A 23,714-nucleotide genomic window follows, 5' to 3' on the forward strand; every position below is an offset into this window, starting at 1 on the left:
GACGCCTCGATCTGGTAATCAAATTGCAGACTTCAGCTCATTGACTGGAATTGTTGGCCCGTGCCGGACACTAACGAGCAGGATTCGGTCATTGCCTTTGGGCCGTTCCGCCTGTTCGTGAAATCGCGGCTGCTCGAAAAGGACGGCGCCCCGCTTCACCTCGGCGGCCGTGCGCTCGACATCCTGATTTTTCTCGCCGAGCGCGCCGGAGAGGTCATTGACAAGCGGGAGCTGATCAAGCGCATCTGGGCCGACGTGAACGTGGACGAAGGCAGCCTGCGCTTCCACATCACGACGCTGCGCAAGGCTTTGGGCGATGCCGGCGAAAGCTCCCGCTACGTCGTCAACGTCCCGGGGCGCGGCTATTGTTTCGCGGCTCCGCTGCTGCGGCCTGTTGCATCGGAGAGCCGGACGAGCCCGTCCGCCGCTTCGCCTTCCTCGCTGCCCTCGCCGCTCGCGAAGATGATCGGCCGGGACGGTGCGGTCGAGAGGATTTCGGCCGAGCTTGCCCAGCATCGCTTCGTCACGATCGTCGGCCCTGGCGGGATCGGCAAGACGTCGGTCGCACTCGCTGTCGCGCAGGGCGCACTCGCGGCGTTCGGCGGCCAGGTGTGTTTCGTCGATTTCGGAGCGCTGACGGATGCCCGGCTCGTCCCCGGCACGATTGCAGCCACGCTGGGCCTGACCGTCAGTTCGGAGGACCCGATACCGGATCTGCTGACGGTCCTGCGCAGCCGGCGCATCCTGCTGGTGCTCGACAGTTGCGAGCATATCCTCGACGAACTCGCCCCTCTGGCTGAGCGCCTGGTCCGCGAGGCGCCGCAGCTGCATATCCTGGCCACCAGCCGCGAATCCTTTCGCGCAGAAGGTGAACGCGTCCATCGGCTGTTTCCGCTGGATTGCCCGCCGGAGCGCGACGGGCTCGGCATCGCTGACATCCTTGCCTATCCCGCAACCCAGCTCTTCGTGGAACGCATTGCCGAGAGTCTGAGCGAATTCGCACTCCGCGAGGAGGACGCGCCGCTCGTCGCCGAGATCTGCCGGCGATTGGACGGCATTGCGCTCGCGATCGAGCTCGCGGCCGGACGTGTGAACGCCTATGGCATTTCCGGGACCGCCTCGCTGCTGGACAGTCGCTTCTCGCTGCTGTGGCGGGGACGGCGCACCGCAATTCCGCGGCATCAGACCTTGAGCGCGGCGCTCGCCTGGAGCTATGACCTGCTGCCGCCGGCCGAAAGCGCCACGCTGCGCGGATTGTCGGTGTTCGTCGGGCCGTTCACGCTGGAGGCGGCGCTTGCCATCGCGTCCTGCCAGGGGATCAGCGAGCCCGAAGCCGCCGAGGCGATTTCGAACCTGATGTCCAAATCCCTGATCGCGACCTCGCCTGCGGAGCGCAGGCTGCGCTACCGCCTGCTCGACACCACCCGCGCCTTCGCTGCGGACAAGCTCGGAAGCGGGGAAGCGGACCGCGTCGCGCGCGCCCACGCCAAATATTTCCGCGACTTCCTGCACGACATCGCGGTCAAATCCAGGGGCATGCAGAGCGCGGGCGGTTTCCTGCCCTATGCCGACCATTTGCCGAATGTCAGGGCCGCGCTGACCTTCAGCTTTTCGGAGAGCGGCGATCGGACGATCGGCGTGGATCTGGCGGCCTCGGCGGCGCAGTTCTTCCTCGAACTGACCTTGCTGACGGAATGCTACCGCTGGACCCGGCAGGCTCTGGCGTCACTCGATATGAGCGCCGTGGACGGCCGCCAGGAGATGACCTTGCAGGCCGCGCTTGGCGTCTCCGTGATGTTCACGCAGGGCAACACCGAAGCGGTCCGGTCGGCGTTCACGCGAAGTCTCCAGCTTGCCCGGGAGCTCGAGGACCTGCACTGGCAGCTCTGGCTGCTGCGCGGATTGCACATCTACCTGACCAGGGTCGGAGATTTTCACGGCGCGCTCGGAATCGGCGAACAGGGCGAGAGCGTCGCGCGAAAACTCAACGATCCCGCCGCCACATTCAACGTCGAATGGATGCTGGGCGTCGCGCATCATCTGATCGGCAACCAGGACAAGGCGGTTCGGTTCTGCGAGAGCGCGATGGTGCACAATCCCGGCTCGCAACGGCTGAACATCGGCCATCTCGGGTATGACGACCGCATCGTTGCGCTAGTGGCGCTGGCGCGCGGACTCTGGCTCACCGGCCGGCCCGAGCGTGCGGTCGAGGCCGCCAGATACACCGTTCGCGAGGCCGAGTTGCTCGAACAGCCGCTGACCCTCGGCATCTCCCTGGTCTGGACGATTTACGTGTTCCTCTGGGTCGGCGACTGGGACAACGCCGAAATCCTGATCGAGCGGCTGATCGACCATTCGGCGCGGCACTTCCTCGGGCCCTATCACGCGGTCGGCATCGGCCAGAAGGGCGAGCTGTTGCTGCGCCGCGGCGACGTTGCCGCGGGCATCGAGCACCTTCGCCGCAGTCAGGCGACGTTGTACGCGACACGGCACCGGATCATGACGACCGTGTTTGCGACCGCGCTCGCGGAGGGTCTCGCTTCCCAGAATCAGCCCGACGAAGCCTTGCAGACGATCAACGAGGCGATCGCCCAGATCCCCGATCATGGGGAGTCCTTTGACATGCCGGAGATGCTCAGGGTCAAGGGCGACATCCTCGCCCGGTCGGGCAGCGCCGTGGAGGCCGAGAGCTGCTTGCGCGCATCGCTCGATCTGGCGCAGCGACAATGTGCGGTCGGCTGGGAGCTCCGAGGCGCGATCAGCCTCGGCCGCATCTGGCGCCAGGCCGGAAGAGCCGGCGACGCACGCGACTTGCTCGCCCCGCTCGTCGCGCGCTACCAGGAGGGGCTCCAGACCCGCGATCTGGTCGCAGCAAAGGGCCTCCTCGCCACCCTGAATTAACAGCATCTTCAACGAGATACCGCCGACGCACGCGCTCGCAAGTCCTAACAACTTCTAACACGCCAAGCCGCCGGCGCCCCGCCATGGTGGCGATACTTCATGGTGGATATGGCGGGACATGGCGCTTCTTGATGACGTAATCGATGCCAGCGGCGGCTTGGCCCACTGGAACAGCTTGAACCGGTTTACGCTGCACCTCTCCGTCGGCGGATCGCTGTTCTCCAGCGCCGGACATGCCCGGGAATTCAAGGACGTGACCGCGGAAGGCTCGACCCGCGCGCAGTCGCTCCGGTTCACCGGCATTACCGGGGGCGAACACTCTGGCTCCTTTCAACCCGACGCGATCACGATCGAGAGCCCGGATGGTGAAGTCCTGCGGACCTGGCGCAATCCGAGCCTCGCGTTTCCCGAGGTCGGCCTGCCTGCGCTTGCGGACGAACTGCACCTGGTCTTCTTCTGCGGAGTCGCGATCTGGACCTATCTGACCAGCCCATTCCTGCTCGCCCACCCCGATGTCAAGATCGAGGAACTGCCGCCTTGGCGTGAGGGCGTCGAAACGTGGCAGCGGCTTCGGGCACAATTTCCCCCGCACCTCATCACGCTCGCGCCCGAACAGGTTTTCTATTTCGACGAGAGCGCCCTGCAACGGAGGACGGACCACGATCTCTTCGGAATCAGAGTCGCGCATTACTCCTGGGCTCATGACAACTTCGGCGGCATCGTGGTGCCGACACTTCGACGCGCGCAGACGCTGCAGCCTGACGGAACGGTGATCGCCAAGCCCGTGCTGATGGACGTCGAAATCTTCGACGCCGTCTTCGAGTAGAGACGAGCACCCACGGGAGCGGCAACCACTCTGCATCTCAACGCCTAACAATACATAACGAGCCAACAGACGGCCTCGGGTGCAGATTGCAGGCGCGAGCAACCAACGACGTGTGCCATCGGAGCAATGACATGAAGGTTCCAGCTACCCTTGCAGTCTCGGCGGCCCTGGCCTGCGCGGCCATGCAGGCCTCGGCACAAGACCTGCGATCGAGCCGGCGTTCGATCAGCTATCATACCGTCGATATCCGGGGCCTCGAGATCTTCTACCGCGAGGCCGGGCCCGCCGACGCGCCGACCGTGCTGCTGCTGCACGGCTTCCCCTCCTCGTCGCGGATGTGGGAGCCTCTGCTGCCGCTGCTCGCCGACAGATATCACGTGATCGCACCTGATTATCCCGGCTTCGGCAACAGCAGCGCGCCGTCGCCATCCGCTTTCACCTACACGTTCGACAACATCGCCGGCGTGATCGGCGAGCTCACGACGAAGCTTGGTCTCGGCAAATACGTGCTGTTCATGCAGGACTACGGAGGTCCTGTCGGCTTTCGCATGGCGCTGGCGCATCCGGAACGTGTCCGCGGACTCATCATCCAGAACGCGGTGTCGCACGAGCAGGGCTTGAGCCCGCTCTGGGAAGCGCGTCGCAGGTACTGGGCCGATCCAGCACACGAGCTCGAGGCGCTCAAGGCCAATTTCACCTCGCTGGCGGCGACGCGTCAGCGGCACCTCGGCTCAACTCCGCACCCCGAACGCTACGACCCCGACACCTGGAGCGACGAATACGCCTTCCTGACGCGTCCCGGCCAGGCCGAGATCCAGACCACGCTGTTCCTGGATTACCGGACCAACGTCGCCTCCTATCCCAAATGGCAGGACTGGTTGCGCAAGACGCGGCCGCCGACGCTGGTGGTCTGGGGCAAATACGATCCGTCCTTCACCGTCGCCGGCGCCACGGCCTATCGCGACGATGTGCCGGAAGCCGAGGTTCACATCCTGGAGGCAGGCCACTTCGCGCTCGATGAAGCCACCGACGAGATCGCCGCGCTCGTTCGCAACTTCCTTGCGCGACTGGACAACGGCTAGGCCCGGGTTTCGGACAGCGCGTGATCAGGCCGACGATCCAGCATCAGCCGTGCCGCCTTGAGATCGGCAGTCCCGAACCCCTCGGAGAAACGGGCGTAGGTGCTGGCGAGCCGCTCAAGCGAATCTGGCGCACCCTGCCGGTCTCGCAGACACGCCAGCGACATCTCGGTTCGCAACCGCCAGGACAATGCGCCCTGGTGCTCGGCGAGCGTCGCCGACGCGATCAGACTTGCCTCGGCGGCTGCGAGATTCCCGTCATGGGCCTCGAGTTCTCCGCGCAGACGGAGCAACTCCGGCATGTCGAAGGCTCCGCCTTCCTGCTCGATCCGCGCAACGGTCTCGTCCAACAACTCCCGCGCTTCCGGCAGCCGTCCGAGTGCCGCCAATCCCTGCGATAGATCGGCGGCAAATGCCGATGCATAGAGTTCGTAGTGATCCGCGTGCAGACGCGGGAGCGCAGTTCGCAACAGATCGATAGCGCCGGTGATCTCGCCGCGGGCCAACATGGTCTGCGCCCGAAAGCCGCTCGCGACGGCTTCATAAGGGACGAGCCCGTGCAGGTTCGCATGCCTTGCAAGGCGGCCGGTCATGGTCTCGACGGAGGACCAGTCGCCAACCCAGCCGAACACCGAGGCGGACCAGCACAATGCGATACAATGCATGACCACGTCGCGCGGCGCTGACGCGCCGACGAGCGGGCGGATACATTCCAGCGCGCGATCGGGAAAGCCGCGCAGCCATAGCACGCGGGCGAGCGGAATCTGAGGCGTGCGCGAATAGGCGAAATGTCCGGGCTGCGTGCCGCGCAGCGCGTCATCGTCGCGCAGTCCCTCGTCGAGATGGGCCTGCGCCTCGAGCTGGTCTCCGGTGAGATGATAGGACACGCCGAGCAGCGCCTTGCTGCCGGCAACGCCCGCGGTATCGCCGATCAGGCGCGCGATCCGCTCGGCGTGACGCGCAGTTGGAACAAGATGCCGATAACCACCCGTCCGCCGGTAGAACATATTCAGCCGCGACAGCAGCCGGAATGTATTGGCATGGTCGGCGAGTGCTTCCGAAATCTCCAGCCCACGCCTGAGAGCCGCTTCCGCCTGCTCGCCGTTGCGCTCGGTGAACATGAGGGCATGACCAAGCGTCGACTGGAGCTCGAGTTCCCATCTGCCGGCCCGCTCGGCCACGTCGAGCGTTGTGAGTGCCCGATCGGACCATATGCGCGCTTCGCTCAGCAAACTGAGCTCGACGAACAGCCTCGTGCAGCTGCCCGCCAGCGGAACGCGCAGGCCGGCGCCGTCAGCATTGGCGTAGCTCCATGCCAGTGCCGCGCGAGCGTCGGCGAGCAGGCCCGCCCGCTCCTGCGCCCGGGACGCCGGATCGCGGCTGCCCGGCTCCGTCATGCCGGCTTCGAGCATGCGTTGGACATATCCGGCATGGCGGCGCGCGATCGTGTTGGCCTCGCCACTATCAGCCAGCTTCTGCATGGCATAGGCACGCGTTGCATCCAGCAGGCGATAGCGCCGCGACGCGCCGTCCGGCTGCGCCGACACCAACGACTTGACCACGAGTTGCTCCAGCGCATGAACGACGCGATCCTCCGTCGTCGCCGCGTCAGCCGCCACCGCGACCGCGCCCTGCAACGTGAAGGGGCCCGCGAAGACGGCGAGACGCCGAAACACGATGCGCTCGCTCTCGCCGATCAGACCAAAGCTCCAATCGAGCGTGGCGCCGAGCGTCTGCTGGCGCGGCGGCGCCGTTCGCCGCCCGCGCCATTCGAGCTGGAGATGGCTGTCGAGCAACACCGCCATCTCGCGCAATCCGTAGAGACCGACGCGCGCGGCAGCCAGCTCGATCGCGAGCGCGATCCCGTCGAGCTTGCCGCAGATCCGGACCAGGACGTCGGCATCCTCGTCCGTGATGGCGTCCCGATGGCCCGCCGCGACGGCACGGTCCACGAATAGCCGCGCAGCGGGATAATCCAGCACCTCGCCGACGCTGAGGCGGGCATCCTGCGGCGGGCCGGGCAAGGGCGCCAGCTCGAAGATCTGCTCCCCCTCCACCAGCAGCGATTCGCGGCTGGTCGCGAGAATGGCGACGCCAGGCGCCTCGCGGTAGATGGCTTCTGCGAGACGCGCGACCTCGTCGATGACATGCTCGCAGCTGTCGAGCACGAGAAGCAGCCGTTGGCCGCGCAGAAAATTGACGATGCTGCCTGCGGGGTCGTTGTGATGCACGACGAGGCCCAGTGCGGCGGCAACCGTGCTCGCGACCAGCGCGGCGTCCTGCAGCGGACCGAATTCGAGGAAATGGACGCTGCCCTCGAACCTGTCGCACATGTCATGAGCGAGCGCGGCCGCAATGGTGGTCTTGCCGATGCCGCCCGGCCCTCGGAGCGTGACAAAGCGATCGCGGAGCAGGCGCGTTGCCAGCTGGGCCACGACGTCGTCCCGCCCCACCATCCGGTCCAGGCGATGCGGCAGAGACGGTGGAGGGGCCGACGTTTCGGGCGACCGCGATGCCGGCACAGGCAGCCCGGCGCGTTCGCCTCGCCGCACCGGCGCAACGAAGCAATAGCCCCGGCTCGGGATGTTGGTGATGTAGCGGACGCCATCCTTGCCGTCGCCGAGCGCCTTGCGCAGCTCCGCGACATGGACCCGCAAGCTGATCTCCTCGACGGAGAGGCCGGACCACGCGTAGCTGAGAATCTCGTTCTTCGGCACCACCTCGCCGGCACGACTGACGAGCAGGCGCAAAATGTCTATCGCCCGGCTGCCCAGCTTGACAGGAACACCGTCCTTCTCCAGCAGCCGCGAGCGGAGCGAGAATGGTCCGAATGAGACGGCATCGAGATCAAGGATGGGCCCCGTGCCGCCACTGGGGCGGCCATGTCCTGCCGAAAGCTCGGTCACATCGCGCTCATCTTGACTGCTTCTTCGAAACGCGGCGCAACTATACAAGGCGCCACTGCAAGGTCCAGCGAAGGCGTTCAGCGGTCTCGCACCGGTGCGTCGGTCTACGCGATGCGCTCGCCTCTGGCCCCTCCTGTCCGCGCAAATGCATGACAAATTGGTTCTATTCAGCCCGTCTGCGACGAGCTGTCACACCTGATGCACGCCCACAGAATCTAACACTTCCTAATCACCCCTAACGGGCGTCCTGGCCAGCTCACGTTTATCCTCTCAGCATGGAAATCATTGGTTTGCGCGCCTGCCGGCCGTTGCAAGCGACGGCAAAACCAGGAGGGACGACGATGTCGAGCAACTTGCAAGTGGCGCATGCCTGGATTGATCTTCCGGCCTTCCCGCAGGATCATGGTGATCTTCGCCCTACACAGGCGATCGCCCGGGAGAGCCAATGGCGTCAGATCGATCGCGCTCCGGAGGACATGGCCGAAGACATCACGATCTCGCGATGGGATGATCCGCAGGGCACCTCGTTGCACGAAACGACGACACCGGACGATCGCTATTTCGTCGGCATTGCCCTGAAGGCCACGCGCGTGAAGCTGACACGGGATGGCCGGATCCTCTTCGAAGGCGCCATGCCGGCGGGGTCGCTTTACGTCACCGCCCCGTCGAAGCCGCTCGGCGCACAATTCCAGTCGCCGTGCGCATTCCTGCACGTGCACATCTCCACGGACCATCTTCCAGCGCACGCGGACGGGCTGAACGACCTCGTGCTGTTGCGCGACCCGCTCGCTGCCGAGCTCGCCAGGGCGCTGGTCGAACATGGTGATGCGGCGGATCGACAGTTTACGCGCTGTATCGGCCAGACCTTGGCGATGCATCTCACCCGGATGGAGTTGCCGCGCGTCAGGGTCAATGCATTGCCGAAATGGCGCTTGCGTCGCGTCGAGCAATACATCGCCGATCATTTCGACCGCTGCATCAGCCTGTCCGAGCTCGCCAATGTCGCCGGCCTGTCCAGGATGCACTTTGCGGCGCAATTCCGTGCCGCGACCGGCTATCGTCCCCGCGAATATCTGCTCACGCATCGGGTCGAGCATGCCAAGATGCTGCTCGCGACCACCGAGCGGCCATTGGCGGACATCGCGCTTGCCGTGGGCTTCAGCACACAGGCACATTTCTCGACCGTGTTCAAGCGGATCAGCGGTCAATCTCCGGCGCGCTGGCGCCTTGGCAACGTGGGCGGGCAGCTCGTGGTCGAAGCGCAGCCGAGGCAGCGCGCGTCTCTGGAGAGGGATTGGATCGCCAGCGCCGCTGCATAGCTGATCCGGCGAGCGACGGACGACGGGGATCCCGAGGCGCGTGCCTCAACTTGTGTGCTGCTCCCGATCTCGCCGCTGCAAGTCCTCGTGTCCCGGACGAGCTGCAACGCGCGAGCGTTGCGGCGCAGAGCCGGGACACAGAACGCTCCACTGTAGCTTGCGGTGAGATGGGCCCCGGCTCTGCAGCGCATCGTCGAAGAGACGCTGCGCTGCGTCCGGGGCACGAAAGCGCAATACCAACGGCCGCTACACCGGATCGAACGCCCGGATCGGCGGCAGATTGCCCGTGAACTTCTCCACCTCGACGGTCGTCAGCTGGCCGGTGCAGCCCTGCGCCAGGGACGAGGTGCCGACGTCGCGGGTCAGCACGTTCGGATTGCCGTGAACGCAAAGCGGCGCCTCGTCTTCGGGATCCATCGGATCGTACCACGCGCCGGTCGGAAGCTGAACCACGCCGGGCGCGATACCGTCGGTGACGTGGACGGCGGCAAGGCACGCGCCGCGCTCGTTGAACAGGCGAATGATGTCGCCATCCTTGATGCCGCGCGCGGCCGCATCAACCGGGTTCATACGCGCGACCTCCCGGCCGCGATGTTTTGCGGCAAGCGAATGTCCGCCGAAATCGAGCTGGCTGTGCAGGCGCGTCACCGGCTGGTTGGCGACGAGGAAGCACGGCGCGCCGGGCTTGGGCGTATCGGTCTTGTCGAGCCAGACCGGATGGCCGGGACAATCCGCATCGCCATGACCTGCGATCTTGGCCGAGAAGATCTCGATCCGCCCGCTCGGCGTCGGCAAAGCGTGATTGACGGGGTCCTCGCGGAAGCGTCGCAGCCGGCCGCCGTCGTCGGGCTGCTGCGGTACGACCAGGCTGCCGCGCGCCCAGAACTCGTCGAAACTTGGCGCTTCGAGGCCGCGCTTGGCCAGCGAGGCGCGGGTCGGCTCGTAGAGATGCTCCAGCCATTGCCGCGACGTGCGCCCTTCGGTGAAGGGTTCGCGCGCCCCGAGGCGTTCGGCAAGATCGGCAAAGATCTCGTAGTCGTCGCGCGCGAGTCCGAATGGCTCGGCGATCCGATGCATCGCGACCATGAGCGGATCGTTGCTGGAATAGCCGATGTCCTCGCGTTCGAGCGTCATCGTCGAGGGCAGCACGATGTCGGCGTGACGGGCTGTGGCGGTCCATGCGAGCTCGTGCACAACGAATGTGTCTACTTGCGCGAACGCCTTGCGCAAGCGGTTGATGTCCTGGTGGTGATGGAAGGGATTGCCGCCCGCCCAGTAAACCAGACGAATGTCCGGATAGGTGCGCGTCTCGCCGTTATAGCGATACGTACGGCCGGGATTGAGCAGCATGTCGGCGATGCGCGCCACCGGGATGAAATCGGCAACACCGTTGCGGCCCTGCCCCAGCGTCGGCCCCGGCACGTCGTTGACGCGGCGGCCGTAATAGCCGATCGCACCCAACGAATAGGCGTAGCCGCCGCCGGGAAGGCCGATCTGGCCGAGCGCTGCCGCCAGCACCATCCCCATCCACACCGGCTGCTCGCCATGCTCGGCGCGCTGAAGCGAATGGGAGACGGTGATGAGCGCGCGCTTTCCGGCAAGACGCCGCGCCAGCTTGCGAATCGTATCCGCCTCCACGCCGCAGATTGCGGCGGCCCATTCGGCGTGCTTGGCCTGCCCGTCGTTCTCGCCGGTGAGATAGCGCAGGAAGACCGGCCACCCCTCGGTGTAGCGATCGAGGAAGGCCTGGTCGTGCAGGCTTTCGCTCACGAGCGTGTGGACGATGCCGAGCATCAGCGCAGTATCGGTGCCGGGCACGCAGGTCATCCATTCGGCGCCGGCCTCGACCGGCAGATCGTCGCGCAGCGGGCTGACCAGGACGAACTCGCAGCCGCGCCGGCGCGCAGCCGCCATCGCGCCGCGCTCGACATGCTTGCTGATCGAGCCACCGGCCACCATCGAGTTCTTCAGCGCCATGCCGCCGAATGCCAGCACGACCTCGGTGTGATCAGCGATCTGCTCCCAGGTGACGTTGCGCTTGGTAATATCCTCGTAGCCGGCCAGGATCTGCGGCAGCAGTACCGAGGACGCTCCGGAGGAATAGGAGTTGACCGAGCGCACATAGCCGCCCATCGCGGTGTTGAGGAAGCGATGCACCTGGCTCTGGGCGTGATGGAAGCGGCCGGCGCTCGACCAGCCATAGGAGCCGCCGAACACGGCGCCCGGCCCGCGCGTGTCGCGGATGCGGCACAGCTCATCGCCGAGGAGGTCGAGCGCCTTCTCCCAGCTGACGGAGACGAACTCGTCGCGGCCGCGGCGATCGTCGGGGCCCGGGCCGCGCTCGAGCCAGCCGCGGCGGACCGCCGGTTGGGCGATGCGCGCCTGGTGCCGGAGCGCGCCGGGAAAATTGTCGATGATGCCGTTCGGATCGGGATCGCCCGCATAGGCCCTGACCTCCAGCCCGCCCGCGCCCTGACGCGCGGAGAACACACCCCAATGCGAGGTATGCGGCTTGAACCCGTCCGACAGGTCGAGACCGGGGTCGGGAAAGCCAATCGTATCGTCCATCGTCTGATCCTTGTTCCGGTGCCGGCCTGCAATCGGGTGGTAATATACCGATCCGTTCCGGACGTCGTCGAGATCAGCGTTGACGGAAACGCTGGCCTGCCCCGCGCAAAATCCAGCTGAAGGCATCGCCAAGGCACGTGCGATGGCGGCGGTGACCTGTACCAGCCGAGAGCCGAGGGACTGGCCCGAACTGCCGATTCGTGTCGCTGCGTCGGCAAGGAGAATTCGTGGCGGGGGCGATGGTCGACCGCGGCATCCGCCAGGCACCAGAACCCGCACAGAGCGAATGCGTCATGCTGGCGGGCCTGACATCATCCGCGTGCGCAGCAGTCGACCAGCAGATTCCATATCCGCTGCGCCTCTTCTCTCTTGTGAGTCTCCGCTACTTGCTCCGCGCTCGACCGATCATCTGCTGCGATGGCGCGTGTTTCGCGCGGCGCGATCCACCGCTCCGAAATCGGGTCGTACCATTTTCCGATATGCATCTCAGTCACGTCGATCGGCTCACAGATCTGATCCAGGTGATTGCGCCTCCCGCGGCTTCATTCCAGCCATCCGGCAGCGCGCCACCCATTTCACCAATCAGGAGCTCGCGCGATCGTTCCCGCCCGCCGCGTCAGCTTGGCCGGGCCGGATGAAGTGTGCGCGGGTGCCGCTCGTGCAGTAACCGCGCAAGCTCCTCACGCTCCGTCGGACGTCCCTTCATGGCGGTCTCAAACAGCGCCTCCTGGATGTCGCGAGGCATGTCCCCCCACACGTCCATCGCCGCGCGTCCGAGCAGGCTCGCAAGATGGTCCACTCCATCGCTCATTTGGCTCTCCCGATCTGCACAAGGAATGGAACAGCGACGGCCGCGCGGCGTTCCACTGCCATCATTGTGAAAAGGAGGCGTCGTTTATGGGATTCTTCACCAAGGACATCAAATCGATGGAAGACCTGCTGCTGCACGGCATGCAGGACATCTATTACGCGGAACAGCAGATCCTGAAGGCGCTGCCGAAGATGATCGACAAGGCGACCAACAGGGATCTCGTCGCCGGGCTGAAAGCGCATCTGGAAGAGACTAACAAGCAGGTCGAACGGCTCGACAAGGTGTTCGCCAAGCTCGGCAAGGAGCCGAGCGGCACTCATTGTCCGGCCATTGACGGCCTCATCGAGGAAGCCGACGAGACCGCCGGGGAGATCGAGGACAAGGCCGTGCTCGACGCCGCGATCGTCGCCAACGCACAGGCCGTGGAGCACTACGAAATGTGCCGCTACGGTACGCTGATTGCCTGGGCGAAAGAGCTCGGCCACGACGACATCGTGCGCTTCCTCACGACCAATTTGAACGAGGAGAAGGCTGCCAATACCAAGCTGAACACGGTGGCCCTTCGCAAAGGTGTCAACGCCAAGGCCTCTGACGCAGCGTGATTGAGGCAGGCTGATCGAGACAGGTTGATCGGCGGCCCCCCTCGCGGCGCCGCCCGGTCCTCCCGAAGGTTCTCTTCTCCGCCGCGGACAGGCATGTTCGATCAGATGAACGGCTTGCCGCCGGTGACGGGCAACGTTGCTCCCGAAGTGTAGCTCGAGAGCGGATCGGCCAGCATGACATAGGCCGTCGCGAGCTCGGCGGGCTGGCCGGCGCGCTGCATCGGCACCTGCTTGCCGAAGTTCTTGACGGTTTCCCCCGGCATGGTCGATGGAATCAGCGGCGTCCAGATCGGACCCGGGGCCACTGCGTTGACCCGAATGCCCTTCTCGGCCAGCATCTGGGCGAGCCCGCCGGTAAAATTCTGAATGGCTCCCTTGGTGGTGGCGTAAGCCAGCAGGCTCGGGTTCGGCATGTCGGAGTTCACCGAGGCGGTGTTGATGATCGCGGCTCCCGGCCGCATGTGGGGGACGGCAGCCTTGGTCAGATAGAACATGGCGTGGATGTTGGTCTCGAACGTCCGCTGCCACTCCTCGTCGCTGATATCGGCGATGTCCTTGAACGTGGCCTGATGGGCCGCGTTGTTGACCAGGATGTCGATTCCGCCGAGCTCTTCGACGGTGCGATCCACGATGGCGCGGCAGTGCTCGGGATTGCTGATATCGCCTGGGATCAGGACGACCTTGCGTCCCTCCCGTTCCACCAGCGCCTTGACCTCGGCCGCATCCTCGTCCTCGTTCAAATAGGAGACGACGATATCCGCGCCTTCACGAGCGTAGGCGATCGCCACCGCGCGGCCGATGCCGCTGTCGCCGCCCGTGATGATGGCCTTCTTTCCCGCCAGACGTCCGGCGCCCTTGTAACTCTCCTCGCCATGATCCGGTCGCGGCTGCATCGCACGCGTCGAACCAGGCATCGGTTGCTGCTGCGAGGGATAAGGCGGCTTTGGATAGTCGGTCATGGACAACTCCCGGCGTTTGCTGCGCTAACGGGGCGCCGCCGAAAGTGTTCCTGGTGGTGCGTGAGCTCCGGCCTCGCGCCGGGAGGCCTGCGCCGCCGCTTGCAAGGACTCGCGCACCTCTATGGCGTTGGCGGAGTTCCGATTTGCGCGTCCGCTGATTGGGCACGACGATACACGTGCCCCGGCTCCGCCCACAGGAACCCGTTCGAGAAAGGCACACCCGGGTAGTCCGCCGCGAGGCGGCGGTTGCCGCCATCGACGTCCTCGCGACCGTCCAGGACGTCGCGAAATGTCCTGATGACTGCGACCATGTCGCAATCCTGCGGCGACAGGCGCAGCGAGCCGACGTTGCTGTCGCGCAATATGCCGGCATCGCCCAGCAGATTGGTGCAGGTATGAGACAGGGTCTGCACGCCGTTGACGGTCAGGAAATCCTGCTGCTCCAGCGTGTTCAGGAGCAGACCATCCGGGTCCTTCTCACAGACGAACCGGCAATTGTCCTTGGTCAGCTTGTGAAGGCGCGCATGATAGCAACGGGCGGAGATCGCGAGCGGCACCCTGCCGAACGCGAATATTTCGATCGTGACGTCGGGAACGGCTCGCGCGATCATCGCCACCGAGGCCAGCGGCAGCTCCGGCGGCAGGCAGATGCGCTTCGCCCCGCGCGCGGCGTGAAAGGCCGCACTCGCCTCGTTGTAGATGTTGACGAAGGGCCCGATCGCGTGCGGCCGGCCTGCGAGCGCCCTGAGACAGGTCAGATCATTCACCTCGACCAAGGCGCCCTCGGCCACCGCCAGCTCTTCGGTCTGACGGCGCTCGCGCCGCAGCGAGACCAGGATCAACGAGCCCAGCAGGACCTGCTTGCCAGCACCTTGCAGCCGTTCGACCACGGCCGGCAGGTGGCGCGCGAAGAATGGCGAGCGTTTCGAGCAGACGATCTCACCGACGGTTACGACGTCGACCGGCGCTTCGTCGGCGATACGGAAATAGAAGTCCCGCCAGCGATCCGGCGCCCAATTGTACAGAACCGGGCCGAGACTGAGTTGCATCGCAAGGACCTCACATGTTCGAAGGATCAGCGCCACGTCTTGCGATAGGCGCCGAGAGTGGAGGCCTGCCCCTCGGTGAACGGCTTCAGGCCGGCAATATCGGCCTCACTTCCGCTCTCGAGCGCCGCGAGCGCATGACGGAAATGACGCACCACGCTTTCGACATAGGCGCGGCCGCGCTGGCGGCCTTCGATCTTGAGCGCGGTCACCCCTGCCTCGCGCAAGCCCTTGAGCAGGGTCGTGGCATCGAGGCTGACGGGATCCTCGAAGATGTAGCCCGCGCCCTCTGCGGTCGAGAAGCGCCCCTTGCATAGCGTCGGATAGCCCGCAGGCTCGTTCGCCCCGAACCGGTTGATGGTGAAGCCGCCCAGCCTGGACGTCGTCCCCTCGGCGCTCTGTTCGTAGGCGACATGGCTTGGAGGCGAGCAGACGCCCTGCATGTTCGGCGACTTGCCGGTCGCATAAGACGACAGCGAGCAGCGCCCCTCGGCCATCACGCAGAGCCCGCCGAACACGAAGACCTCGGTCTCGCAGGTCGTCTCCCGGGTGATCTCGGCGATCTCCGGCACGCTCAGGACACGCGGCAGCACGACGCGACGAGCCCCGAACGCCTCGGCGTAAAAGGCGATGGCATCCGGATTCGCGGCCGCGGCCTGAACCGAGACGTGCAGCCGCTGGTTCGGATGGCGCCTCGCCGCGTAGTCCATCAATCCGATATCGGCGAGGATCGGCGCATCGGCACCTGCACTCACGGCATCGTCCACCGCGCGCTGCCAGATGTCGGCGGCGGCGGCGCGCGGGAAGGTATTGATGGCCACCAGGATCTTCGCCCCGCGGCCATGCGCCAGCGCGATGCCCTTGCGCAGCTCGTCGCGGCTGAAATTCAGCCCCGGAAAATTGCGCGCATTGGTCTCATCGTTGAAGCCGCAATAGACCGCGTCGGCGCCGGCCTCGATGGCGCTCTTCAACGCCGCCGGCGTCCCGGCAGGGCAGATCAGCTCCATCATCTCCATTGCTCGCTTTGCTGCGATGGGCCGATCATGCGGCCGCGGGCGGCCTCGAAGGCGCGCCGCACCGGCGCGCCCAAGGGGCCAAACAGCGAGGACAGCTCGGCGGCAAGATCGAGCTGGGCGTCGTCGATCGCATTGCGCAGCGCGAGCACAGCCTCGACGTTGCCTTCGACGGCGAGATCGCGCGAAAACATCAAGGCATCGCCATCGACCCGGCCTTCGAGCAGGGCCAGGAGATTGGCGAGCGAGGCCGAGATCCGCGCATCGAGACTTCGCGGCAGGTCGCGCACCACGGACAGGCGCGGCGGTCTGGCCTCGACCACGAAGGCAAACGGCAGATCGATGGGCCTGATGCCGAACCGCGCCCGCGCGTGGTTGCCGAGCCGCTCGAACATCGCCGGATTGTGCCGGCGAATCCGCTGCAGGACGGCGGTGAGAACGAGCTGCAGCGGCAACAGCGGCAGCGGACGCATGGCAAGCGCGAGGAGCGGTGGAATCGTCGGCAACGGACCGGGCGATGCGGCGGAGGGATCATTCATGGACACACATCTGGACGGAATGCACGCCGCTGTATTTGAGCCGGAACAATGAACCCCGAAATCAACCCGGCTAGCTCTGTTTTTTTGAGGAGCTGGTCCAGTTGCAACGTGACGTCCCCCGCTTTCGCGGCTTGTCCGACTTCCTGCACTTCATTGAAAGCCGGGGCCAGTTGCGACGCATTCGCGAGAAGGTCTCCGTCGTCCACGAGATCACGGAAATCCACCAGCGCGTGCTCGAGGCACACGGACCGGCACTATTGTTCGAACGGCCCGTCAAGGCCGACGGTGGTCCGTCGGACATGCCGCTCCTCACCAATCTGTTTGGAACGATGGAGCGGATCGCATGGGGGATGGGCATCGTGCCCGATCGTCTCGAAGAGCTTGGCGCGCTGATGGCCGAACTACGCGCGCCGCGGCCTCCCAACGGCATCAGGGATGCGTTCAACAAGCTCCCGCTTGCGCGCGCCGCGCTGGCGACGCGCCCACGCACGCGCGCGGCGGCGCCGGTCCAGGACTGCGTCACGATGGGGCCGGATATCGATCTCGCAAAGCTGCCGATACAGATCTGCTGGCCCGGCGAGCCGGCGCCGCTGATCACCTGGCCGCTCGTGATCACCGTGCCGCCTGACTCCGCGACGGCCGATCAGGATGAAAATGTCGGCGTCTATCGCATGCAGGTGCTCGGTCGCGACAGCGCCATCATCCGCTGGCTCGCACATCGCGGCGGCGCCCGCCATCACCAGCAATGGAAGGCGATCGGACGCGATATGCCGGTCGCGATCGTCATTGGAGCCGATCCCGCCACGATCCTCGCCGCAGTGATGCCACTGCCGGAGACGCTGTCCGAGTTGCGTTTCGCCGGAATCCTGCGCGGCGAACGGTCCGACCTGACGCCATGCCTCACCGTCCCGCTCGAGGTACCCGCCGAAGCCGAGATTGTCGTCGAAGGCTTCGTCTCCGCGACCGAAACCGCGCCCGAGGGACCGTATGGCGATCACACCGGGTACTACAATTCCGTCGAGGCATTTCCCGTGATGCACGTGACGGCGATGACCAGCCGAAGCCAGCCCGTCTACCTCTCGACCTTCACGGGCCGGCCGCCGGACGAACCGTCGCGGATCGGCGAGGCGCTCAACCGCCTGTTCGTGCCGCTGATCCGGCAGCAATTCCCTGAGGTGACCGACTGCTGGCTGCCGCCCGAGGCCTGCTCCTACCGCATCGCGGTTGCGGCGATCAGAAAGCGCTATCCCGGCCAGGCGCGGCGCCTGATGCTGGGCCTGTGGTCGATGCTGCCGCAATTCAGCTACACAAAACTCCTGATCGTGGTCGACGACGACATCGACATCCGCGACTGGCGCGCCGTGATGTGGGCGGTCTCCACGCGCAGCGACTCCTCGCGCGATCTCGTCACACTCACAGACACGCCGATCGACTATCTCGACTTCGCCTCGCCGAAATCGGGCCTCGGCGGCAAGCTCGGCATCGACGCCACAACGAAGATTCCCCCGGAGACTGATCGGGACTGGGGCGTTCCCCTGGCCATGGATCCTGCCGTAGCCGCGCGTGTCGATGCGATGTGGCCGAGCCTCGGCCTTTCCGGCGTGCCCGCACGCGCTTCGGTCCTCACATGAGCGGGCGGCGAGGCATCGTCGTCGGCATCACCGGCGCCTCGGGCGCTGCGATCGGCGTTCGCGTCGTCGAACGGCTGGCGGACAATCCGCATTGCGCAGTGCACCTCGTGGTTTCGCCCGCGGCAGAGCGGACGTTGAACGAAGAAGTTGGCGCCGATGCGCTGGCGCGGCTGCGTGCCATCGCCTTCCGCTGCCATCCTCATTCCGACGTCGGCGCCTCGATCGCCAGCGGCTCCTATCCGATCGCGGGCATGATCGTGGCGCCGTGCTCGATCCGTACGCTCTCGGCCATCGCCTGGGGACAGCTCGACGACCTTCTGACGCGCACCGCCGACGTGCAGCTCAAGGAGCGGCGCCGGCTGGTGTTGCTGGTTCGCGAGAGCCCGCTGCATCTCGGGCATCTACGAGCGATGCTGCAGGCGACTGAGATCGGGGCGATCATTGCCCCGCCGATGCCGGCGTTCTACCTGAGACCACAGTCGCTGGACGAGGTGATCGACCAGGTCGCCGCCCGGGCGATCAACCTGCTCGACCTGACAAACCTTCGCACACCGGCAAAAGTCTGGTCCGGCTCCAGCCCTGACGGCGCGTAGCCAGCGATCGGTTTGGGTCGAAGCCGCCCTCAAGGATCAATTCACCTCGGCAAAGCCGAGCAACGACCTGACACCCGGCGAGATCATCGAGGGGTTCCAGGCGGGCTCGAACGTCATGGTGACGTCGACCGATTCCACACCCGGAACGAGACAAGCGCTGTTGGCGACCCCCTCCTTGAGAAAGGAGGCGGCAGGACAACCTCGCGTCGTCGCCGTCATCGTGATGTGCGCGACGCCGTCATTGACCGACACATCATAGACAAAGCCCAGATCTACGATGTTGTGTCCGAGCTCCGGATCGATCACGACCTTCAGCGCCTGCCTTATCTGGGCCACGAGATCGTCGCCGCTGGCAGTCATGCGCGGACCCTTACCGTCAGTTGATAGGCGTCCCTCTCAGGTGTGAAGGCGCCGCGCCACTGATGGCCGCGCTTGGTCAACTCCCGAAACAGGAACACCGGTTCACGACTGAGCAATGCGGAGAGTGTCTGCCCGGGCGCAAGCTGCTCCACCGAGGCCAGAATCCGAACCATCGGCTCCGGCGGATCGAGGTCGCGGTTGTCGAGATGGACGGCGGGCTCCGGCCAATCGCTGTCGCTTGTCGCAGCGGGCGCTGGTTCGGCCGCTGCGAACGAGCCGTCGTCCGGCATGAACCGGATCTCCCATTCGCCGCCTTCGAGCTCGGCTTCGTGATGCGCGAAGCCCTTGCTCGCCATGACGTCAAACAGAGGAACCGGTCTGAACGGGGCAAAGAGCCGCAGGCCTTCGCCAGGCTCCAGCCGCTCCAGCGCCGCCATGATGATCGAGAACGGCTCGCCGCCTGCACGCAGGATCGGCCGGACGTCGACGTCGATGAATTCGGTCATTTGCAGTCTCCTCTCAGTTTCGCGAGACCAGAAGATGGGGCACGATTGCTCCCGCCGGCAGGCGCAACGGCTCCGCCACATCCGCAAGCCGCCTGGCCCTGACGAACTCCTCAGCGAGACCAAGTGTCGCAAGCGTCACGACCGCGACGGCAATGCGGAAGCCGAGTGCCGCATCCAGCAACAGCAACAACGTGGCTCCCCAGGTCCCGGCAAAGAACAGGCCGAACCATTTCGACGCGCGGCGTTTGGCGACGAGATCCTGTACGCGCGGCGTCGGCGCTCTGCCCATCACCGGACCGTAGGTCTCGAGCCAGGTCAGGAACGGGACGATCTTGTAGAGATTGGCGAGCACGAGGCCGCTGAGCCAGCCGACCGCGACGAGAAAGGCCAGCGCTCCGGCATGCGACTGCAAGGAACCGGTCACAGCGAACGCGGCGCCAAGGATTGCGACAGCGACGAGGCTCCCCAGCGCAAGCACGCTCATGCGCGTGTTGAGCTCGAGCGCCCGGCGTTTGCGGATCCTGTACAAGCCGAGCACATCACGGCCATAGGCGGCAAGCGATAGCAGGGCCGCAGCTCCAGCAAGCAGAAGCACCAAATTCAGTCCGGTCGCCTTCCAGAGTGCAAGCACGCCACCGACGAAGGTAACCGCCAGCGCGGCGGCTCCGCCACGCCGGGCAAGCCGACCCAGCCTCGCATCGCCATCGGGCGCGAGCATGAACATCGCAAGCAGGCGATAGCTGACGCCCATGGCCGTGAACGTCAGCCATCCGCCAAGTCCCGCAATCGCGTGGATCGGAACGCCCGATACCAGCAGGTCCGGCCACAATGCACCGACGGCCGTCCCGGACAGCACCAGAGAGAACATGCCGCCGAATGCCGCCGTGACACAGATGCAGGCAAGCCCGATTGCCACGAACCGCGCAGGCTCCGGCAGCGGCCGGCCCGACCAGAGCGTCATGCCGAGATTGGCAACGACCAATGTAAAACCGGCCATCAGCAGGCCCGCGCCGACCGGAAGCAGCCAGCGCGGCCCGTCGAAGTGGCCGCCCAGAGCCAGAAAGCCTGCGAGCAGGACAATCAGCCCGAGCGTCAGCAGCGCCAGAGCCGGCAGCGTCCAGCGCTCAGCATAGAGCGGCTTTGCGACCAGGACCGGCACAAACTGGAACAGCGCGCCGCACAAGACCATGCTCAACCAGCCGATGCAAACCATGTGGACGATGACGAGCGTGTCCGGCCCACCAATGTCGTCGTGCGGAAAGCCGAACCCGGCAACCATCAGAACTTCCGCAAGCAGCAGCCACACGACTGCGAGCGCGAAGTAGCTGACAGTCCATTTACAGAGGCTGGTTCCGATCACCGGCTTGCTTCCCATCGCCTGCGCGCAATTCCGTGGCAGCACTCGAAAAGGTAGGCAGCTGCAGCCACAACCTCTTTGTCGAGGCGCAAACTCCTCACCTTTCGCGGCTCGCCCTATCAGAGTTCGACGTATGATTCGGATTTTCGGAATGCCGGCTTGCCCGTCAGGCGTGCAATCGGCAGGCGCCGTGCTTCGCGGTGGATACATTGGTCATGGCGGGGAACGCGGGTCGAATTGCCCTTCCCACTGGGCCGGCGGAGGTGCAGAGCGGATTGCCGAACTCTCGTCTAGAGACTCTCCCGAGGGCCGATCACCATGGCGTCATCTTTGATGACCATGCTGCGGAGAGCATTTTGAAACTCACAGGTGCTTTAAGTGCGCAAAGACATCTCATGCAAACGGACACCGGCTTGACTCCTGCAGCCAAATCGAACGAGCGGATTCTCGGATTCCTAAGCGCAGCCGGCGTGTTCTGCATCTGGTCCGGCTTTCTTGTCTTCTCGAGGGCCGGCATGCAATCCGGCCTGACGCCCTTCGATTTGACGGCACTTCGATTCATGGTCACCGGCGCCCTGGTTCTTCCGTTCGCAAAGGCCTGGTGGCCGCGCCACCTGCCGCTGCACGCGATCCTGTCGATGTCAATCTTTGGCCCCGGCGCACTCTACAACATTTTGATGTACTTCGGGTTGAAGGGGTCGTCGGCAGCATATGGGGGAGCGTTCGCCAACGGTTCGTTACCGATCTTCACCATTCTGCTGGGATTGCTTTTCGCACGACGCGTGCCGTCCTGGCGGCAACTCATCGCAGTTCTCATCCTGCTCGTCGGGGCGATGCTCGTTGCCATTCCGGGCATGCGCGCCGGCGGCAGCAGCGTGGCATCAGCCATTGGGTTCTTCCTCGCAGCGTCAGCTGTGCTCTCGATCTACTTTGTAGGCGTGAAGCACTGGCAGCTCGAGGCGCGCCAGGCGTTGGTCCTGGTTAGCGTGCCGAACGCGTTGCTTTTCCTGCCGATCTGGTTTTTCTTTCTTCCTTCCACCATGCAGGATGCGCGGTGGTCGACGATACTGCTTCAGGCCGCCTTCCAGGGGTTGGGCCCAGGTTTCCTGGCGGTCATCCTGTTCTCCATTTCCGTGAGGGTTCTCGGGCCTACGCCATCGGCCGGTCTGGCTGCGGCGGTACCGGCAAGTGCAACGCTGTTGGCGATACCGATACTTGCCGAGGTTCCAACAACCATCGAGTGGATCGGCATCGCGATCGTCACCGCCGGGCTCGTTCTGCTCCTCGGAGGCCAGCCCGAAACCAAGAGCCCATCCAAATAGCGAGGGCGATCTGTTCCAGCTACGTCAATGCCGGAGCGATTGCGTCCTTCCTTGGACCGAGCCGTGCACGAGGTCTGTCGGCTTCGGTTGCCGCGATCTGCACCTGCACGTCCCTCGGCTTCGCCAGATAAGGCGAGGACGTGACCAGGACATCGGCGCCGGCCTGCGCATAGGCCGCGGCATTTGCCGCATTGACACCGCCGGCGGCGGCGATGATCGGACGAGCGCGGGTATAGGCCATCGATGCCATGCGCTTGACCAAGGCAGCTATCTCGGCTGGCGAGAACTTCTCGGCCTGAATCACGTCGAAACCGGCGACAGCCGCGGCAAGTGCGGCATCGGCAGTCTTCACCTCGATCACGAGCTTCTTCTCCGGCGCAGCCGCTCGACCGCCTGAAACAGCGGCAGCTCGCCGAGGAACGCGCGATGCTCGGGAAACACCAGCACGGTCTCGGACAGGCCGAGCCGGTGCATCACGGCGCCGCCCGCCTTCACGGCCGCCACCGCAAAGCGCTTGGTACCCGGCACGTTCTTGCGCGTGCAGGCGACCGGGATATCAGGTGCAACCGCCCTCGCCGCATCGACGATGGCGCGGGCCTCGCTGGCCACGCCCGACCAGATCTCGATCAGGGTCTGCGCCACCTTCCAGCTCCCCAGCAGGCCCGCGGCCGGACCCCGCGCCCGAAGGATCGGGGCGCCCTGCTCCAGCGCCGCGCCGGACGCGGCGAACAATTCCACCTCGCAGCCGGCGAGCGTGATGATCGCGGCGGCATCCTCGGCGAGCGCCAGCACCATGGGCGCACGCGCGGCGAACTTCATCACGCCGATGGTCCCGCCGATCCCGAGCGCCTCGGTGGTGAGATCGCCGTGCGGGACGTCGTCCTCCAGCAGGCGTTCCAGTTCGGCGCGTGATGCGACGGCTGCCATGTCGTGCTTCCCTTCATTGGTGTCGGCTTGCCGACGAATTGTCGGAAATCCGACGCGGATCATCGATCCCGCCGTCGCAAGAGGCGGTAAGCCCCCCTCTCTTGACGCTATTCCTGCAAGGTGCACACCAAACTGCGACCGCATATCCGGCACGCCGATTGCTGGGCCGCTTCTGGGCGGCGCCCTGCAGCAATCGGGCTGCGCGAACGCAGCTGCCCTCCGCTGGAGGCCATCATGAATCTCCTTCGCTCGATCACGGTAGTCGCAGGATTGCTGCTCGCATGCCCATCGGCGCAGTCCGCGCAGACCAACGTCGCCGTGGCCGCCAATTTCACCGACGCCGCCAAGGAGATCGCCGCCCTCTTCAAGCAGAAGACCGGACATGAGGCGGTGCTGAGCTTCGGTGCGAGCGGGCAATTCTACAGAAGCTCGTCGAGGAAGGTCTCGCT

At 65.4% G+C, this 23,714-nt stretch carries 18 protein-coding genes and 2 pseudogenes; 9 read left to right on the top strand and 11 right to left on the bottom strand.

What is annotated here, in order from left to right; translation table 11 throughout:
- The first annotated feature begins 60 nt into the window (after positions 1 to 60).
- The 3 genes from EHH60_RS23910 (at position 61) to EHH60_RS23920 (ending at position 4,809) form a co-directional block, all read left to right on the top strand.
- Positions 61 to 2,901 (top strand): ATP-binding protein, encoded by a 2,841-nt coding sequence (locus tag EHH60_RS23910; protein WP_124161869.1) that lies wholly within the window; start codon positions 61 to 63, stop codon positions 2,899 to 2,901.
- 118 nt (positions 2,902 to 3,019) lie between these two features.
- Positions 3,020 to 3,727, top strand: a complete 708-nt coding sequence (locus tag EHH60_RS23915; RefSeq protein WP_124161870.1) for a hypothetical protein — start codon at positions 3,020 to 3,022, stop codon at positions 3,725 to 3,727.
- A gap of 131 nt (positions 3,728 to 3,858) precedes the next feature.
- On the top strand, positions 3,859 to 4,809 hold the full coding sequence (locus EHH60_RS23920; RefSeq protein WP_124161871.1) for an alpha/beta fold hydrolase: 951 nt from the start codon (positions 3,859 to 3,861) through the stop codon (positions 4,807 to 4,809).
- Here the strand turns inward: EHH60_RS23920 and EHH60_RS23925 are convergent.
- The gene (locus EHH60_RS23925; protein ID WP_124161872.1) at positions 4,806 to 7,712 is read right to left on the bottom strand and encodes an ATP-binding protein; all 2,907 of its coding nucleotides are present in this window, start codon (positions 7,710 to 7,712) and stop codon (positions 4,806 to 4,808) included. The genes EHH60_RS23920 and EHH60_RS23925 overlap by 4 nt on opposite strands.
- A 341-nt stretch (positions 7,713 to 8,053) precedes the next feature.
- On the opposite strand from EHH60_RS23925, the gene EHH60_RS23930 reads away from it, so the two are divergent.
- On the top strand, positions 8,054 to 9,031 hold the full coding sequence (locus tag EHH60_RS23930) for a helix-turn-helix domain-containing protein (RefSeq protein ID WP_124161873.1): 978 nt from the start codon (positions 8,054 to 8,056) through the stop codon (positions 9,029 to 9,031).
- A gap of 246 nt (positions 9,032 to 9,277) precedes the next feature.
- Here the strand turns inward: EHH60_RS23930 and EHH60_RS23940 are convergent, their stop codons facing one another.
- Together EHH60_RS23940 and EHH60_RS23950 are read right to left on the bottom strand one after the other, a co-directional pair.
- Positions 9,278 to 11,599, bottom strand: a complete 2,322-nt coding sequence (locus EHH60_RS23940; protein WP_124161874.1) for a molybdopterin guanine dinucleotide-containing S/N-oxide reductase — start codon at positions 11,597 to 11,599, stop codon at positions 9,278 to 9,280.
- Between the two features lie 616 nt (positions 11,600 to 12,215).
- Positions 12,216 to 12,410: a hypothetical protein gene (locus EHH60_RS23950; RefSeq protein WP_124161876.1), complete on the bottom strand. Its 195-nt coding sequence runs from the start codon at positions 12,408 to 12,410 to the stop codon at positions 12,216 to 12,218.
- 86 nt (positions 12,411 to 12,496) lie between these two features.
- On the opposite strand from EHH60_RS23950, the gene EHH60_RS23955 reads away from it, so the two are divergent.
- Positions 12,497 to 13,012, top strand: a complete 516-nt coding sequence (locus tag EHH60_RS23955; RefSeq protein ID WP_124161877.1) for a YciE/YciF ferroxidase family protein — start codon at positions 12,497 to 12,499, stop codon at positions 13,010 to 13,012.
- Between the two features lie 101 nt (positions 13,013 to 13,113).
- Here the strand turns inward: EHH60_RS23955 and EHH60_RS23960 are convergent, their stop codons facing one another.
- From EHH60_RS23960 to ubiT, 4 genes are all read right to left on the bottom strand, one after another.
- On the bottom strand, positions 13,114 to 13,971 hold the full coding sequence (locus tag EHH60_RS23960) for an SDR family oxidoreductase (protein WP_124161878.1): 858 nt from the start codon (positions 13,969 to 13,971) through the stop codon (positions 13,114 to 13,116).
- A 119-nt stretch (positions 13,972 to 14,090) separates the two neighbouring features.
- On the bottom strand, positions 14,091 to 15,020 hold the full coding sequence (ubiV, locus tag EHH60_RS23965; protein WP_124161879.1) for a ubiquinone anaerobic biosynthesis protein UbiV: 930 nt from the start codon (positions 15,018 to 15,020) through the stop codon (positions 14,091 to 14,093).
- 26 nt (positions 15,021 to 15,046) lie between these two features.
- Positions 15,047 to 16,024 (bottom strand): ubiquinone anaerobic biosynthesis protein UbiU, encoded by a 978-nt coding sequence (gene ubiU / locus EHH60_RS23970; protein ID WP_199751891.1) that lies wholly within the window; start codon positions 16,022 to 16,024, stop codon positions 15,047 to 15,049.
- Positions 16,024 to 16,569, bottom strand: coding sequence for a ubiquinone anaerobic biosynthesis accessory factor UbiT (gene ubiT, locus EHH60_RS23975; RefSeq protein ID WP_124161881.1), 546 nt, complete (start codon positions 16,567 to 16,569; stop codon positions 16,024 to 16,026). Before ubiT ends, ubiU begins: the two co-directional genes overlap by 1 nt.
- A 101-nt stretch (positions 16,570 to 16,670) precedes the next feature.
- Here ubiT and EHH60_RS23980 point away from each other — a divergent pair, with 101 nt between their 5' ends.
- Together EHH60_RS23980 and EHH60_RS23985 are read left to right on the top strand one after the other, a co-directional pair.
- Complete coding sequence (locus tag EHH60_RS23980) at positions 16,671 to 18,200, top strand: UbiD family decarboxylase (RefSeq protein ID WP_199751870.1); 1,530 nt, start codon at positions 16,671 to 16,673, stop codon at positions 18,198 to 18,200.
- Positions 18,197 to 18,793 (top strand): UbiX family flavin prenyltransferase, encoded by a 597-nt coding sequence (locus EHH60_RS23985; protein ID WP_124161883.1) that lies wholly within the window; start codon positions 18,197 to 18,199, stop codon positions 18,791 to 18,793. The genes EHH60_RS23980 and EHH60_RS23985 overlap by 4 nt, the downstream gene beginning before the upstream one ends.
- A gap of 36 nt (positions 18,794 to 18,829) precedes the next feature.
- Here EHH60_RS23985 and EHH60_RS23990 read toward each other — a convergent pair whose 3' ends face one another.
- Genes EHH60_RS23990 through EHH60_RS24000 form a run of 3 tightly spaced genes read right to left on the bottom strand, consistent with a single transcriptional unit; the run spans position 18,830 to position 21,019 of the window.
- Complete coding sequence (locus tag EHH60_RS23990) at positions 18,830 to 19,153, bottom strand: metal-sulfur cluster assembly factor (protein WP_124161884.1); 324 nt, start codon at positions 19,151 to 19,153, stop codon at positions 18,830 to 18,832.
- Positions 19,150 to 19,659: a DUF2249 domain-containing protein gene (locus EHH60_RS23995; RefSeq protein ID WP_124161885.1), complete on the bottom strand. Its 510-nt coding sequence runs from the start codon at positions 19,657 to 19,659 to the stop codon at positions 19,150 to 19,152. Before EHH60_RS23995 ends, EHH60_RS23990 begins: the two co-directional genes overlap by 4 nt.
- 13 nt (positions 19,660 to 19,672) lie before the next feature.
- Entirely contained in the window at positions 19,673 to 21,019 is a 1,347-nt protein-coding gene (locus EHH60_RS24000) for a hypothetical protein (protein WP_199751872.1), read from the bottom strand.
- 392 nt (positions 21,020 to 21,411) lie between these two features.
- On the opposite strand from EHH60_RS24000, the gene EHH60_RS24005 reads away from it, so the two are divergent.
- Positions 21,412 to 22,338 carry a DMT family transporter gene (locus EHH60_RS24005; RefSeq protein ID WP_158626763.1) on the top strand — a complete coding sequence of 309 codons (927 nt, stop codon included), beginning with the start codon at positions 21,412 to 21,414 and terminating at the stop codon, positions 22,336 to 22,338.
- Positions 22,339 to 22,357: 19 nt separating this feature from the next.
- Here the strand turns inward: EHH60_RS24005 and modD are convergent.
- Positions 22,358 to 23,265 (bottom strand): annotated as a pseudogene (modD, locus tag EHH60_RS24010) (ModD protein).
- A 234-nt stretch (positions 23,266 to 23,499) separates the two neighbouring features.
- Here modD and EHH60_RS38700 point away from each other — a divergent pair.
- Positions 23,500 to 23,682 (top strand): annotated as a pseudogene (locus EHH60_RS38700) (substrate-binding domain-containing protein); the annotation flags it as partial.
- Positions 23,683 to 23,714: the final 32 nt, after the last annotated feature.

Source organism: Bradyrhizobium sp. RP6 (assembly GCF_003837805.1).
Taxonomy (GTDB): domain Bacteria; phylum Pseudomonadota; class Alphaproteobacteria; order Rhizobiales; family Xanthobacteraceae; genus Bradyrhizobium.